Source organism: Sporosarcina thermotolerans (assembly GCF_042658975.1).
In the GTDB taxonomy this organism is placed as follows: Bacteria; Bacillota; Bacilli; order Bacillales_A; family Planococcaceae; genus Sporosarcina; species Sporosarcina thermotolerans.
In genome coordinates this window covers 17132-32867 of the sequence record NZ_JBHSRM010000015.1, presented here as the reverse complement: position 1 = coordinate 32867, position 15736 = coordinate 17132, and the positions used below count along the sequence as shown (strand labels likewise).

Here is a 15736-nt window from a genome sequence, read left to right as displayed (position 1 = left end):
ACGGATATTAGAATGCCCAATTTCCATTACGGAATACAGGTTCAACAGTTCCATCTGGTAAAACACCATCAATATCCATTTCAGCAGAACCAATCATGAAATCGACATGTGTAATACTTTGGTTTAGACCATGTTTCTCCAAGTCTTCTGTAGACATTGTTTTTCCGCCTTCTAAACAGAATGAATATGCACTTCCGATGGCAAGGTGATTGGATGCATTTTCATCGAACAATGTATTGTAGAAAAGCAATCCGGACTCGGAAATTGGGGAAGCATGTGGAACAAGGGCCACTTCACCAAGATGCTTAGCACCTTCATCTGTATCGATTAGACGTTGAAGAACCTCTTCGCCTTGTCCAGCACTGATTTCCGTAATTCGACCATCTTCGAAAGTCACTGTGAAATCATCGATAATATTTCCGCCGTAGCTAAGTGGCTTCGTGTTCTTAACATAGCCATTCACTCCGTCCTTATGTGGAACCGTGAATACTTCTTCAGTCGGCATATTTGCCATGAATGCATTACCGTCTACGTTGACACTACCTCCACCGCACCAAATATGGCCTTTTGGCAAATCGATTGTCAGATTAGTACCTGGAGCTCTGTATTGCAAAGTTGCGTACGCTTTTTTATTCAAGTAATCGGCTTTTTCATTTAATGTTTTGTCAAGCTCTTTCCATGCTGCAACTGGATCTGCCACATCCGCTCGCACCGCACTGAAGATGGCTTCCCATAATGCAGGGACTTGTTCTGTTTCCTCAAGTTCAGGGAACATTTTCGCAGCCCATGCTTTTGAAGGTGCTGCAACGACAGACCAGCTGAATCGGTCGGCTTGCAACATTTTTCGGTAATTGCTAAGTGCTTTGCCTGCCGCTTTTTGAGCATTGGCAATGCGTGAAGGTTCAATACCCTTCAGTAAATCCGGACTTTGGGATACGACACTGACAAATGCAGCTCCACCTTCAGCCAACTTTTCACGTTCCATCACTTTCCACTCAGGGAAATCAGAGAAGGATTCTGCAGGTGCCTTTTCATAGCGTAGTTTTACTAACTCCTCATCCGCCCAATCTACGATAACTTGACGTGCCCCTAAAGAGTACGCTTTGTCAGCAACTTTCCTTACAAGTTCCACTGTTTCAATGGATGCACTGATGAAAAGTGTTTGATCCTTTTGGATATTCGCTCCTACCTCTGCAATTAAACTTGCATAATTCTCCAATTTTTGCTCGAATGACAACAAATAAAAAACCTCCTTCATCTTTATGTATTAATAGTACTCCAGTGTAATAAAACAGGCAAAGGATAATTAAACAATGACTTTGTCTATCTTTGTTTAAATTCTTTTTATTATTAATGGGATTTATCATTAAAGAACTAAAGAATTGTATGATTATGTCGAAATAAGAAGAAGAAGAGAAGACGGGGGTACTATTATGGATTTATCAACCATTGTTGGACTTATTCTTGGCATAGTCGCATTATTTGTTGGTATGGCGATGAAAGGCGTAACACCAGATAATTTACTTAATCCAGCTGCGATTCTTATTATCATTGCAGGTACAATTGCTGCTGTTGTCATTGCATTTCCAATGAAGGAAATTAAACGTGTACCAAAGTTATTCGGCATTCTATTTAAAGAACAGAATTTGAATTCCGATTCGGATTTGATAAGGATGTTTTCCAAATGGGCCGATATTGCAAGACGTGAAGGCTTATTATCATTGGAAGCACAAACTGATGAAATTGCAGACCCTTTTTTGAAAAATGGACTTGACCTAGCCATAGACGGTCAAAACGCTGATTATATACGTGACGTCCTTACCGAAGAAGTGGAGGCAATGGAAGAAAGGCACTCGGCTGGTGCCCTTATTTTCAGTCAAGCGGGTACATATGCCCCTACATTGGGTGTTTTAGGGGCAGTTGTGGGTTTAATTGCTGCACTAAAGGATATGAACGATATTGAAGCACTCGGATATGCCATTTCGGCAGCATTTGTCGCGACATTGTTGGGGATTTTCACCGGATATGTTCTTTGGCATCCGTTTGCAAATAAATTAAAACGAAAATCAAAGGAAGAGGTCCGACAGAAGATGATGATGATTGAGGGAATCCTTTCTGTTCTTGAAGGTGAAGCACCTCGGACTATCGAGCAAAAACTGGTTTCCTATCTTTCAATGGAAGAACGTCGTAAGTTCTTTAAAGAAAATAATAGCGACAAGGGGGAGGGCGAGCTTGTCGAGGAAGCGTAAGAAAAAACGAGACGACGGTCATGTTGATGAATCTTGGCTTTTGCCGTACTCGGATTTACTCACTCTACTTTTAGCATTATTTATCGTTTTATTTGCATCAAGTTCGGTCGATGAAAGAAAGTTAAGTCGGATGTCGTCTGTTTTCAGTGAGATATTCGATGGGGGGACAGGCGCTATGCAAAATACATCCCCAACACCGGTTCCTTCTTATAACACAAAAGGGATACAAGGAAATGCCAACCCAGCCTACTTGGAGGATCAGCAAACACTTGAGGAAATCAGGTCATCATTAGATGACTATATAGCAGTAAATGAACTGGAAAACCAATTTCAAACCAAGTTAACTGAAGAAGGCCTTTTAGTTACGATACGTGATAGCATTCTCTTTGAATCAGGGAAAGCGACGATCAAAGCGGAGTACACTAATTTAGCGAAGGATATTGGCAATCTCCTCAAATTTGAAAAACCAAGGCAAATTGTCGTTACGGGGCATACGGATAATGTTCCGATTAATAATGCTGAATTTCCATCGAACTGGGAACTCAGTATGATGCGTGCTCTCAATTTTTTAAAGGTGTTAATCGATACGAATAATCTTGACCCGCAACTTTTCAGTGTAAAAGGCTATGGTGAAAACAAGCCAGTTGCATCAAACGATACAGCAGAGGGAAGAAGTAAGAACCGTCGTGTAGAAGTGCTTATTCAACCCCTTGTCCTTGAAGACGGGACATCTGTTGAATAAGATAAATAAAAAGCCGATGCTTTAGGGGATACCCTGTTGCATCGGCTTTTCTTGTGTATAGCTGAGGCCACTTAGGCAAGCGCCCTCCGCTTTTCGTTATTTCCTTAGTGTCCAGCTGCGGGCGGCAGCCTCTCGGGTCGCTTCGGTCTTGAAGAAAAGGCAAAGACCGCCTTTTTTTCAAGGCCTCCATCGCCTGTCGAGGCTAAACGCCGCCCTACGCTTTTCTAAGTGAACCAAGTTCAGCGGCAATGGCTTGCATTTCGTTAGGAGTGATCTTATCCCTTTTCATGACCATCTCATACATGTAAACCAAGTCTTCATAACGTTCTGTATCGAAGTTATCCGCCTTCATAGCATCTACGTTTACCATCCGCAGTTTCTCTTTGATCTTATCAATCATATACGAAACATTTTCGGCTGTTGGTTGAGTTAAATCCATTGATTTCGTCCGCCCTTCGCTATCATCGGACTTATCATTGCATTATTTAGCTGTAGTGTCAACCGCTTTTCCAAGCTTTTCAGCTTCCTTCTCTTCGTCCATCTTCGCTTTGAATCGTTTAGTTTCCAATATGATGACACCAGACAATCCAAGAAGGCCAATCAAGTTAGGAATAGCCATCAAGCCGTTCAAGACGTCTGCAAGAGCCCAGACTACGTTTAAAGGTACTAAAGAACCTACAATAATGAATGCAACAAATGCAATACGGTATCCTAAGACTGCTCCATTTTTAGGGAAGAGGTATTGGAAACATTTTTCACCATAATAACCCCATCCAAGGATGGTGGATGAAGCGAAGAAAATGATACCAATTGCAACGATGATCGGCCCAGCTCCACCTAAGAATTCCCCGAAAGCTTGCGCAGTCAAAGAACCAGCTTCAATTGATTTATCTTTCCATTGGCCAGACATGACAATTGTGATTCCCGTAATAGAACAGATGACAAGTGTGTCAAAGAAAACTTGCGTCATGGAAATGAGTGCCTGACGACCAGGCATGTCTGTTCTTGCTGCCGCAGCCGCGATTGGAGCTGACCCAAGTCCAGCTTCGTTTGAGAAGAGACCCCGGGCAACACCGAAACGGATAGCCGCCCCGATTGCTCCACCTGCTGCAGCTTCCCCTGTAAATGCGAATTTGAAAATCGTTGCAAAAGCTTCAGGTACTAAATGGATATTCATCACCATAACGATTGCACCTGCAATGAAGTAGAAGAGTGCCATGATCGGTACGAAGAATGCAGTAACTCGTCCGATCGATTTGATGCCTCCAAGGATTACAAGTCCACCAAAAATTAGAAGTGCAAGCCCTGAAACCCAATGAGGGACGTTGAATGTGCTATTCATGACGTCCGCAACGGCCTTCGACTGTGTACCGTTCCCGATACCGAATGCAGCGAGGGCACCAAATATAGCGAATGCAACACCAAGCCATTTTTGTTTCAAGCCATGTTCCAAATAATACATTGGTCCACCGGCCATTTCGCCCTTGGAATCCTTTACACGGTATTTTACTGCAAGGATGGCTTCCCCATATTTTGTAGCCATCCCGAAAAATCCAGCGAGCCACATCCAGAAGACTGCTCCTGGTCCACCCATGTATACAGCAGTGGCGACACCGACGATGTTTCCGACACCGACGGTAGCCGCCATCGCGGTCATCAATGCTTGGAACTGCGAAATATCCCCATCCGCTTTTTTATCATGTTTACGAGAAAAAACTTGTTTTAATGAATAAGGTAATAACCGTATTTGTAAGAATCCGAGTCGAACTGTCAAATAGATACCCGTTCCCACTAACAGAATAAGAAGAGGTGGTCCCCAAACATATCCACCTACCGTGTCTAAAAAGCCAGTAATTGCATCCATCCTACTACCCCCTAAATTTGTTCTTTGTCCCAATCTCCCTTTCCCTATTCCTGCTTACATAATCCCGCCTTTCTACCTAATAGGTTAGACTATTGAGAATCAATAGTGTTATTGTTAATATTCCGAAACTTTCACACTTTAGTCAAGACCTAATTTTCATTTTCAGCAATATTGTTTGTTTTATTTTTTAGAGGGGTATAATAATATAAGCAAATTAGAAAGTTATGGAGGGTTTTTCTGTGGGAAATAGCAAATTTGGTAAATTTATTATTTTAGGGGCAATCTTAGGTGGGGCTATAAGTTTGTGCGACAAAAGCACTCGCCGCCAATTAAAGGGAAATACAGAAAAGATGGCTTCCCAGGTAAAGTATTATTCAAAAAATCCGGATGTGTTAAAAGAGAAGCTTCAGCAACAAAAAGATAAATACATGTCGATTTATGAGCAAATCTCGGGTGATGCAACATATATTAAAAACCAGGTGGCCGAATTGAAAGCACTGACTCCTCAAGTAAAAGAGTTAGTTGTTGATACAAAAGAGGCATTTGTTGAGTCGAAAGAGGAATACAAAGAAATTGTTAACGAACAAAAAGAGGGCATGGAAACAAAAAAGATATAAGTACCGAAAGGAGTGAGTCTAATGTGAGCAACAAGGACCAGTTTACTCCGAAAACGATGCAGTCACAAATGGGAAATGACGAGAAAGAAACGAAAACGACTGACGGGAAAATGGGCGGTTTTATAAAGAATTCATCCATCATGAGATTCATTGATGATGTGAATAACGGCGACCTTGAGAAGTTTGATGTTACAACGACAACAGGATTTTGGAAAGAGCTGCTTGTCAGGATAAAGAAAGTGGATATTACCGGTTTAGGATCACAACTGGCCTTCTTTTTCCTATTATCAATGTTTCCTCTATTAATCTTTATGATAACGCTTTTACCGTTTTTAAATATAGACGAAAATCAAGTGTTCCTATTCATACGGGATTATGCACCCGAAAGTGTTTTTAGACTTATCCAAGATACTCTTCAGGAGATACTAGCAAATCGGAATGGGGGACTGTTGTCCATTGGTGCCGTGGCGACAATTTGGTCTGCCTCTAAAGGTATGAATGCACTGACAAAGGCGCTGAACCATTCCTATTTTGTTGAAGAGTCACGTTCGTTCATCATTGCAAGGTCAATGTCCGTCGTTTTCACGATAGCCTTGATAGGCGTCCTAGTTATTGCTCTACTTTTACCTATTTTCGGTGAGCAAATTGGATATTTGGCTTTCTCTTACTTTGGTATGGAAGAAGGATTTATGAAATTATGGGGAAACTTACGCTGGAGCATTCCCCCAGTTCTTATCTTTCTTGTTTTTACAGTCCTTTACTGGGCTGTTCCTAATTTAAAGATCCGGTTGAAAAGTGCAATTCCAGGTGCGATTTTTGCCACTGCGGGCTGGATTCTTACATCATTAGCTTTCTCGTATTATGTTGGCAGTTTTGCAAATTTTTCCAAAATGTATGGTAGTATCGGAGCCATTATTGTGCTTATGCTTTGGCTTTACTTTTCCGCAATCATACTAATGCTTGGCGGTCAGCTGAATGCTGTTATGACGGAACGACAACAATTGAAATCTGCAAAAGAAAAAAGCAATGCCGTAGGGTAAACCGGCATTGCTTTTTTTGCACGAAAATAATTTATTGATTAATTATAGTGATATAAACTGTTGCTTTGCATTGCAGGCGGACGCTTTCCGCGGGCACGGCTTCAGCCTCCTCACTACGCTTCGCTTCGTTGCGGGGTCTTCAGCTCATGCTATTCCCGCAGGAAAAACTGTTACGAAGAACAGCTTTTGCGAACAAAAGCGAAGCGTTGAGAGCACATCTTTGCACGTCGCCGCCTTACACTCCAAGCAACGGAAATCCCTAATCCAAGTCCATTTTTACTAAATCACCCGTTCGTTGAAGAAGAAAAGTGACGGTTTATTCAACAATCTCTCCCGATTATTGAACAGACATTAATGAAATCTAAACCAAGCAAACCATTGCCCCTGTTTGTTTTTTGTAACAAAAATTTGCCTATGTGATGCATCATATGCTGGTAAATATTGTGGAAATAATACTTCTACAAACCAAGAATTATTAGCTAATTCTTCTCCGCAATAATTTTTAGCCATTTCATAATAAGCTTCTGGATGCGGTGACTTTGGAAGATGTGCTATGGTTTCCACTTTCCAACCTTTGTAATTTGAATCTTTATAAACCTCAGGAATAATCGTATTCAATGCATTTATAAGGCCTTCATCTGAACTCACAGGCCCGAAATTTTGCGTGTTAGGACATTTCCCATTGTTAATTAAAAATGGTACTCCTTCTTCTGTTTTAGCAAATAACATTTGGGGATATATCAAAATTCCTAATATACAAATGTAAATAATAACTCGTAAATGATTCATCGTATTACCTCCTGTGCTGTTATCATTCATAGGGCCACGTGTATATTATTTACCTCTTTTTAAAATGTATAACTGGAATCTGAAAAAACTTGTTATCTACATGACATTCATTCTATTAGGTTATTTATGTTAAAGTAAGAACTATATTGTGAAGGTTGACACTTAAACTAACGGGTGCAGGTTAGTCGAAGAGAGATGTTTAACTTGTGTTTAATCGGGCATTATGTCGATTTACGAGTAGCATAAAAAATCCTTTTTTTGGATAGGTGTCACTATCTACTTTACCTTTTCTTTTAACATAGCCAAATTGTTTGCCATTTAGAAACCTAAGGATGCCTTAATTTCTGCAAAAAGCGCAGAAATACGGCAAATCGAACTCTTCGTGGTTCGATTGGCTCAAGCCATGCCGGCGGAAAGCGTCCGCCTGAAACGGAAATCAACGGTTTCCTCACACTCTTTCGATAAAAGTTCACACTAAAAAACGCTCAGATTAGCCTCTGAGCGTTTTTAACTTGAAATCATTTCACATTATTTAATAAACGCAATCCGTTCAATATGACAAGGATTGTGCTTCCTTCGTGACCGATGACTCCAAGGGGAAGGTCCACGACTTGCATAAAGTTTGAAATAATAAGTACTACAATGACCGCAATTGAGAAGAAGACGTTTTGCTTTACGATCCTTTGCATTTTCCTGGACACTTTGACCGCGTATGAAATACGTGTCAAATCATTTTGCATAAGTACAACGTCCGCTGTTTCTAAAGCGACATCGGTTCCTTCACCCATCGCAATTCCGGATGTGGCTGTCGCAAGTGCAGGGGCATCGTTAATGCCGTCCCCGACCATACCTACTTCTCCATATTCCGTTTTGAGCCTCTTTAATTCCTCAACCTTCTTTTCCGGAAGACATTCAGCCACGAACTTATCGAGTCCAGCCTCTTTCGCAATGGCTTTGGCCGTCTTGTCATTGTCACCTGTTAGCATGATGGACTGGATTCCTAAATTCTTCAAATCCTTTATCGCCTGAACAGCTTCTGGGCGTAACGTATCTTTTAATGCGATAGCTGCAAGTATACCGTTTGAATCTTTCATGAAAACTACAGTTTTTCCTTCATCGGAAAGCTTTTGAACAATCCCTTCATGGAAGTCGTCAATCAATTCTTTACCGACAAATCGTGGATTGCCGACTAATACTTCACCAGTATCAGTAAATGCCCGAATACCGTATCCTGGCACATCCTCAATTTGCGGATTATCACGATTTACAATTCCATGTTCCTCAGCATGTTTTACAATCGCAATTGCGAGTGGATGGTTCGATTGAGATTCTATACTTGCTAGTAAGGCAAGTGAACTGTTAACATCCTCGCCATCGCGGACTATAAAATCAGTTACAACCGGTTTCCCGGAAGTCAATGTGCCCGTCTTGTCAAAGGCAATTGCTTTTAATGATCCAAGATGCTCAAGATGGACCCCTCCTTTAAAAAGGACTCCTCGCTTTGCACCGTTCGAAACAGCTGCCAATGTCGCAGGCATAATGGATGCGACAAGTGCACAAGGGGAGGCTACAACTAACAAGACGATTGCCCGATAGAACGTCGTTGTCCAGTCCCACCCAAATAAAAAATGGGGAAGGAACATCATTACGATGACAGCGAAAATGACAATTTTAACATACGTTCCTTCAAATCTTTCGATGAATTGCTGAGAAGGTGATTTTTCGCTTTGTGCATTTTGGACGAGTGTAATAATCTTTTGGAATAAAGTCTCCGAACTCGGTTTCGTCATTTCCATTTGGATGGCGCCGCTTATATTGACAGTGCCTGCAAATAATTCATCATTCAAGCCTTTTGTTACAGGAACTGACTCACCATTGATCGCTGACATGTCGATTGCAGTCGTGCCCTGTATAATAACCCCATCGACAGGAACGCGCTCACCCGGTTTAACAAGGATCTTTGCACCGACTGAAAGGGAAGATGTGGCTACACTTACTGTAGATCCATCTTCGTTGATAAGCCATGCGACTTCAGGTTGCAATTCCATAAGTGCGGAGATTTCCTTATGACTTTTATTTAAAGTGTACGTTTCAAGTGCTCCACTAATTGCAAAGATGAATATTAGAATTGCACCTTCTGCCCAGTAGCCAATAACAGCTGAACCAATTGCAGCAAATACCATTAGCATCTCGACATTTAGCTGCCGATCAGCAATTGTATCCTCGATTCCTTCCTTCGCCTTTGCAAAGCCGCCAATTAGAAAAGCGATAATGTAGAGGGCTATGGAAACCGATTGCGATCCGTCTTTTCCAATTAGCCAAGCCGCCAAAATCAAAATCCCTGAAAGAATCGCCGCAAAAAGCTCGATATGTGTTAACCACTTCATCGGTTCTTGTTGAATCTCTTTCGTTTCTGTTGTCATTTAAGTCCCTCCTAATTGAGAATGAATATCATCTTCAATTCGTGTTGTCTATCATGAAGTTGATTCTATGGCTGTTTATTGAAATCTCGATAGTCATTCCGATGTGATAATTATTCTAATTAATAGTATATCATGTTGTTGGGAAAAGTGACACTCGAAGTTTGTCGAAAGATAAATAAAAAAATAGAGGAGAGAATTTAGGGATTCTCTCACTCTACTTTTAATGGTTTTAGTTGAATACTTTTTCTTTGAATTGGGCTAATTTTTCAAGGGATGATTTGTCTACATCTGCATGTAGGCTGTTTCCGTGTGAATCCATTGTAACGACAGCAGTGAAGCCCTCGACTCTTAAATGCCACATCGCTTCGGGAATACCGAATTGTAGAAGGTCAACACCTTCTACAGCTTTAATACAATCTGCGTAATATTGAGCGGCTCCACCTATTGCATTCAAATAGACTCCACCATGCTCTTCAAGGGCAGCAAGGGTTTTTGGTCCCATTCCACCTTTTCCGATGACAGCCCGGATGCCGAATTTCTTCATAATATCGCCTTGATACGGTTCTTCTCGAATGGAAGTCGTAGGGCCCGCAGCTTTGATCTCGTAACCGCCATCTTCGTTTTTCAGAACGACAGGACCGCAATGATAGATGATTTGACCGTTCAAGTCGACAGGTGAATCGTTTTCAGATAGATGCTTATGGATTGCATCACGACCTGTATACATCCGGCCGCTAATCTTAACAACATCTCCCACTCGTAAATCGCGGATCTGTTCTTCTGTAATTGGGGCAGTCAATTCAACAGTTCGTGATGACTGTTTTACTTCTTCCTGTTGATCGTCTTGATCGAACTTAAGCTTTTCGCCATTGTCATAATGCCATTTTGTTACTTCGCCTGTTTCAGGATTAATGTCTACTGCCATACGGCGGTATGCCCAGCAATTATATGCTACAGATACGTAAAAGCTTGCTGGAATTCTGTGCATAACTCCAACTTTACAACCTAATAACGTTGCTTCTCCACCGAAGCCCATTGTACCAATGCCTAATTTATTTGCCGATTCTAAAATATAAGCTTCCAGTTTTGCAAGATCAGAATTTGGATTTACATCTTCCACATCACGGAAAAGCTGTTCTTTCGCAAGATCATAACCTGAGGCACGATCGCCACCGATTCCGACACCGATGAAACCTGCTGAACAACCTTGTCCTTGAGCTTGATAGACGGAGTGGAGGATACATTTTCGGATACCATCTAAATCGCGTCCCGCTCTTCCAAGACCTTCGAGTTCAGTTGGTAGACTGTATTGGATGTTTTTATTCTCGCAGCCGCCACCCTTTAGGATGAGCCTTACTTCGATATGATCGTTTTCCCATTGGTCGAATTTAATGACTGGAAGACCTTCGCCAAGATTATCGCCACTGTTTTCACCTGTTAATGAGTCAACAGAGTTCGGTCTTAGTTTTCCGTCTTTTGTAGCCTGGACAAGAGCACGTTTAATAGCCGCTTTAATTTCAAGCTGATTGACACCGATAGGCGTCTTAATTTTAAACGTTGGCAATCCTGTATCCTGGCAAATTGGAGATAGTTTATCGTCTGCCATATTGATGTTCTTCGCAATCGTATCAAGACTCATTGCCGCGCGAGTTCCAGCGTCTTCCTTTTCGCGCGCTGCTTTGACAGCACGACGGACGTCTTTTGGTAGGTTCGTCGATGTTTCACATACGAGGTCATACATACTTTTCTCAAGTGTTTCAATCATGCTTTTCTCAACTTGTTCTATGTACATTTTCATTTCCCCCTAAGGAATCATTGATCTTTTTTTATTTTATTCATTTGTTCTTCCAACTCATCGATTAAACGAATCAGTTGATCGATTTCATCGATATCTGTTGTTTCCGGCTCGATTGACTCAAGTTTTTCCAGAAATTGATGTAGGCGATTTTTTAATTCATCAACTTGTCCACTTTGTCGTTTTTCCAAGAAGTACACCTCTTTTCATCAGTATCATCGTATATGATTAATGGCGATTTTTCAATGTTAGAGTGACTAAATTGAATCGATGGAATATTCACCTAAACAAAACATTTGCAATAGGCGGATATCGTGGTATACTATATATAACCAATAAGAAAAGGAGGCCGTAGAGTAGAGACGAATCGAATCCTAATTAAAGGAGGGGATCCGTGAACGTTTAACGGCTAACCCGTTCGACGCCTACGATTTATATGCAAAATGATAGTGAAGGTTCTATTCATACGTAAAAGCCCAGCCGAAATCTGAACTGTAAAATCAGATATGGACTGGGCTTTTATTAGTTTATAAACTCAAATGTGCTTACTACTTCAATGGAGTCTTTGACCGACTGGAACATTGAGCAGTTCTTCTCGGTTACTTCCATAATCTTCTCCATCTTATCATCTTCGATTTTCGTACCGTCAATGATGAAATGCAAGTGGATCTTTTCAACTCTGTTTGCAACTGCCTCATTACGCTTAACTTCCTTAACCTCAATCGCAATATGATTTGCAGGGATGCGCTTCCTTTCGAGAATCTTGCGCAACACACCTCCACTGCATACCGCAATAGAAGAGACAAGCAATTGATACGGTCTGAATCCGAACTCATCATTCGCAGAAATCTGCAGTTTTCCATATGATGTCTCCGTTTCAAAGCCATTTTCAGTCATTTCGAATTTCATTAATATCAAACCTCCTTATGCTAAGATTATAGATGATTCATGAGATTTTAAGGAGCGTATTACAAATGAATATTTTAAATAGACCTGAACAACGAAGGTTTTGGATATTGGTGATCATCGTTTCGATATCAGGGTTTTCACAAGGCATGCTCTTGCCACTTATATCAGCCATCTTTGAGCGTGATGGGTTATCAAGTGCTCTGAACGGGCTGAATGCAACAGGGTTGTACATAGGTACGCTTCTGATTTCACCATTTATGGAAGCGCCGCTACGGAAATATGGATATAAACCTGTCATTATTTTAGGTGGGATACTCGTCTTTTCGTCTTTGCTTCTTTTCCCGCTGTGGAAGAATGTTTTCTTTTGGTTCATATTAAGGTTGTTGATTGGTATTGGGGACCATGCTATCCATTTTTCGACACAAACTTGGATAACGAGTACTTCCACGCAAGCGAGGTTAGGTAGGAATATTGCGATCTATGGTGTTTCGTTTAGTGTTGGATTTGCAGCAGGTCCTTTATTTGCCCCACTTGTTACTATTTTTGAGGGCTTGCCTTTCATCGTTTCAGGGCTGCTATGCATGACTGCCTGGCTGTTGGTATTCTTATTAAAAAATGATCGACCTGAATTGTTAAAGGGAAATGTCGGAACCGAAAGTTTTATGAAACGTGCAAAGATCACGATTGGTGTTGCGTGGATTGCATTTTTGGGTCCATTCGGATACGGATTCCTGGAATCTTCCTTAAATGCGATGTATCCAGTATACGCTTTACGAAATGGAATGGAACTCACTTCGGTCTCTATAATCCTTGCGACATTTTCAATCGGTGGCATTGTGTCACAAATACCACTAGGGATGTTGTCTGATCGAATCGGTAGGCATTCCGTTGTCCTCATTGCATATGGAGGCGGGGCAGTCGCATTTTGGTCGGCAAGTATGATGGGTAATTCAGTTCCATTGATAATCCTGACAATCTTCATCGCAGGACTATTCGTTGGTTCAATTTTTTCCCTTGGCATCTCGTATATGTCGGATTTGACCCAGAAAGATCTTTTGCCGACGGGGAATCTGTTATGTGGAATTTTCTTTAGCATCGGTAGCTTGACTGGGCCTTTTGCGGGTGGACTATTCCTTGAGTTTGTACAGAATGTCAGCTATCTGTTGATCATCTCGGTGTTATTCGGTCTTATATTCCTTGTTTCTTTGTTCGGTAAACCGAAGAGAAGCATCCCATCTTAAGGGATGCTTCTCTAATCATCTTAGGATTGCATCGACATTTTCATATTCAAGAACAAGATCGTCGAGTGTCCGGAATTCATAGCCTTGCTTTTTGGCATCTCGTATGAAGTCCGGGAGTGCCTCGGCGTTATCAGGAGACACAGTATGCATCAGGATAACAGCACCCGGGTGAAGCTGATTCATCAACTCTTTATAAGCATAAGCCTTTCCGCGTGGTTTATTGGCATGCCAATCTATGAATGCGACGGACCAAAATATATGACGATACCCTAATTCATTTCCCTTTCTTAAAACAGTATCATTGAAAATCCCTTCGGGTGGCCTTGCGTAAACGGTCCGTTTTACACCTGTCGTTTTATAGAGTAGTTCATCAAATTTCTTCCATTCCTCTTCCATTCTTTCTTCAGTAAGGTTGGCCATATTTGGATGGTCAAATGAGTGGTTGCCGATTCCATGTCCATCTTTCACCATACGATGGACAAGTGGGGCGGCACTTTTTAAATAGTGACCGGTCAGGAAAAAGGTAGCTGGTACATTTTCTTTTTTTAGTGTGTCTAATATATTTTCTGTGTAGCCGTTCTCGTAACCGTTATCAAATGATAAATAGGCAACTTTTTCATCCGGCTTTCCTTTATAGATAGCCCCGTGTTTTTCAAGCATTTCATTAAGAGCTGCCCCAGCATCAGGCGGAATTCCGTTTACCGATTTCTTGAAACCCCAATGGAATTCCTCAGCTTTTGCTGCAAATGGATTAAATAGTATCCCGACGACAATGATGAATGCGGCCATTAGAATACCAGGACCATGTTCTTCAACCATACTCACATCTCCTTTTTTCGTAGGTTGTGCGTAGTCCTCGGTTTTATACATCAGAACATGTATACTAATATAAAAGCGGGGAGGTTGAGCGTTCTTGCCTGTATTGACGAAAATAACACAACAAAAGCGTGATACCGAGCGTTATAATATATTCATAGATGATAAATATGCATTTAGCGTTCACGAATCGGTCTTAGTAAAGTTCGGATTGACAAAAGGAATGCAACTTGACGATTTTGCGATGGATGAAATTGCTTATGAGGATCAGATTGAAAAGGCCTTTAATCGTGCTTTACACTTCTTGTCGTTTAGAATGCGAAGCGAGTTTGAAGTGAAAAAGAAATTGCTGGATCTTGAGTATGGAGAAGCGGTTATCATGGAGGCAATTGTGAAGCTGAGAAGACTTGGCTTTTTAGATGATAAAGCATTTTCCGAGTCTTTACTGCAAACTAAAAAAAATGCATCGAGCCAAGGTCCGAAAGCAATTAAACAGGAGTTGCATAAAAAGGGAGTTGGAGTGGAGCTGCAGGAACAAGTCCTTGGAAACTATTCAGAAGAGGAACAATTCAAGGTAGCAAAAAAGTTGGCTGAAAAAGCAGCCTTCTCAAATAGATCTGTTGCACCATCACAATTAAAACAGAAGATCCAGAATGCGCTCGCTCGAAAAGGATTTTCCTTTGGTTTGATAAGCAGTGTGTTGGAAGAAATCGACTTTGGCAGGGAAGAGGATGAATGGGATTCAATTTGCAATTCCGTTGGTGAAAAGGCGTGGCGAAGGTATCATTCAAAGTATTCCGGATACGAATTAAAGAATCGTGTCAAACAATCGATGTATCAAAAAGGGATTCCGCTTGATCGGATTGAGAGATTCATCGAAAAAAAGGAGAACGAAGAAGATGGAGAACAGTAAAAAGTATAGCGAAATGAATGAGCATGAATTACGTTCAGAAATCGGAAGTCTCATGGAAAAAGCACGAAAAGCTGAACAAATGGGCATGATTAATGAGTTTGCTGTTTACCAGCGCAAAGCGTTAATGGCGAAATCCTATATGATCGATCCAAAAACGATCACCAAAGGGGAAATATATCGAATTGAAGGCGATGAAGGGGTCTTTTTCCATGTTGATTATTTAAAGGGCCGTTTTGCATGGGGATACCGATTAGGTGGAGAACGTGCAGAAGAAGCATTGCCGATTGCGATGCTGCAATCAGTGAAAAAGGGATTATAAGTAAAAGCGAAGGGGAGCG

The 15736-nt window shown here is 41.3% G+C and carries 16 protein-coding genes; 7 read left to right on the top strand and 9 right to left on the bottom strand.

Annotated elements, in window-relative coordinates; all coding sequences use genetic code 11:
* Positions 1-7 precede the first annotated feature (7 nt).
* Complete coding sequence (locus ACFPZG_RS13190) at positions 8-1240, bottom strand: aminopeptidase (protein ID WP_317940952.1); 1233 nt, start codon at positions 1238-1240, stop codon at positions 8-10.
* Between the two features lie 193 nt (positions 1241-1433).
* Between ACFPZG_RS13190 and motA the strand changes: the two genes are divergently transcribed.
* Positions 1434-2249, top strand: a complete 816-nt coding sequence (gene motA / locus ACFPZG_RS13185; RefSeq protein WP_317940951.1) for a flagellar motor stator protein MotA — start codon at positions 1434-1436, stop codon at positions 2247-2249.
* The gene (motB, locus tag ACFPZG_RS13180; RefSeq protein WP_317940950.1) at positions 2233-2991 is read left to right on the top strand and encodes a flagellar motor protein MotB; all 759 of its coding nucleotides are present in this window, start codon (positions 2233-2235) and stop codon (positions 2989-2991) included. Before motA ends, motB begins: the two co-directional genes overlap by 17 nt.
* A 214-nt stretch (positions 2992-3205) precedes the next feature.
* On the opposite strand, the gene ACFPZG_RS13175 is transcribed toward motB, so the two are convergent.
* Entirely contained in the window at positions 3206-3430 is a 225-nt protein-coding gene (locus tag ACFPZG_RS13175) for a DUF1128 domain-containing protein (protein ID WP_283734071.1), read from the bottom strand.
* A gap of 42 nt (positions 3431-3472) precedes the next feature.
* Positions 3473-4855, bottom strand: a complete 1383-nt coding sequence (locus ACFPZG_RS13170; RefSeq protein WP_317940949.1) for an alanine/glycine:cation symporter family protein — start codon at positions 4853-4855, stop codon at positions 3473-3475.
* Positions 4856-5079: 224 nt separating this feature from the next.
* Here ACFPZG_RS13170 and ACFPZG_RS13165 point away from each other — a divergent pair, with 224 nt between their 5' ends.
* Together ACFPZG_RS13165 and ACFPZG_RS13160 are read left to right on the top strand one after the other, a co-directional pair.
* On the top strand, positions 5080-5472 hold the full coding sequence (locus tag ACFPZG_RS13165; protein ID WP_381427569.1) for a YtxH domain-containing protein: 393 nt from the start codon (positions 5080-5082) through the stop codon (positions 5470-5472).
* 23 nt (positions 5473-5495) lie between these two features.
* Positions 5496-6512: a YihY/virulence factor BrkB family protein gene (locus ACFPZG_RS13160; protein ID WP_317940948.1), complete on the top strand. Its 1017-nt coding sequence runs from the start codon at positions 5496-5498 to the stop codon at positions 6510-6512.
* A gap of 351 nt (positions 6513-6863) precedes the next feature.
* On the opposite strand, the gene ACFPZG_RS13155 is transcribed toward ACFPZG_RS13160, so the two are convergent.
* The 5 genes from ACFPZG_RS13155 to ACFPZG_RS13135 form a co-directional block, all read right to left on the bottom strand.
* Complete coding sequence (locus ACFPZG_RS13155; RefSeq protein WP_283734073.1) at positions 6864-7301, bottom strand: hypothetical protein; 438 nt, start codon at positions 7299-7301, stop codon at positions 6864-6866.
* 518 nt (positions 7302-7819) lie between these two features.
* Complete coding sequence (locus ACFPZG_RS13150; protein ID WP_317940946.1) at positions 7820-9724, bottom strand: heavy metal translocating P-type ATPase; 1905 nt, start codon at positions 9722-9724, stop codon at positions 7820-7822.
* Positions 9725-9953: 229 nt separating this feature from the next.
* Positions 9954-11516 carry a fumarate hydratase gene (locus ACFPZG_RS13145; protein WP_283734075.1) on the bottom strand — a complete coding sequence of 521 codons (1563 nt, stop codon included), beginning with the start codon at positions 11514-11516 and terminating at the stop codon, positions 9954-9956.
* Positions 11517-11536: 20 nt separating this feature from the next.
* Positions 11537-11710: an SE1561 family protein gene (locus tag ACFPZG_RS13140; protein ID WP_283734076.1), complete on the bottom strand. Its 174-nt coding sequence runs from the start codon at positions 11708-11710 to the stop codon at positions 11537-11539.
* Positions 11711-12041: 331 nt separating this feature from the next.
* The gene (locus tag ACFPZG_RS13135) at positions 12042-12428 is read right to left on the bottom strand and encodes an OsmC family protein (RefSeq protein ID WP_283734077.1); all 387 of its coding nucleotides are present in this window, start codon (positions 12426-12428) and stop codon (positions 12042-12044) included.
* A gap of 65 nt (positions 12429-12493) precedes the next feature.
* On the opposite strand from ACFPZG_RS13135, the gene ACFPZG_RS13130 reads away from it, so the two are divergent.
* The gene (locus ACFPZG_RS13130; protein WP_283734078.1) at positions 12494-13669 is read left to right on the top strand and encodes an MFS transporter; all 1176 of its coding nucleotides are present in this window, start codon (positions 12494-12496) and stop codon (positions 13667-13669) included.
* A 15-nt stretch (positions 13670-13684) separates the two neighbouring features.
* Here the strand turns inward: ACFPZG_RS13130 and ACFPZG_RS13125 are convergent, their stop codons facing one another.
* Positions 13685-14488: a polysaccharide deacetylase family protein gene (locus ACFPZG_RS13125; protein WP_283734079.1), complete on the bottom strand. Its 804-nt coding sequence runs from the start codon at positions 14486-14488 to the stop codon at positions 13685-13687.
* Positions 14489-14582: 94 nt separating this feature from the next.
* Here ACFPZG_RS13125 and recX point away from each other — a divergent pair, with 94 nt between their 5' ends.
* Positions 14583-15398: a recombination regulator RecX gene (recX, locus tag ACFPZG_RS13120; protein ID WP_317940945.1), complete on the top strand. Its 816-nt coding sequence runs from the start codon at positions 14583-14585 to the stop codon at positions 15396-15398.
* The gene (locus tag ACFPZG_RS13115) at positions 15385-15717 is read left to right on the top strand and encodes a YfhH family protein (protein WP_283734080.1); all 333 of its coding nucleotides are present in this window, start codon (positions 15385-15387) and stop codon (positions 15715-15717) included. Before recX ends, ACFPZG_RS13115 begins: the two co-directional genes overlap by 14 nt.
* The last annotated feature ends 19 nt before the right edge of the window (positions 15718-15736 follow it).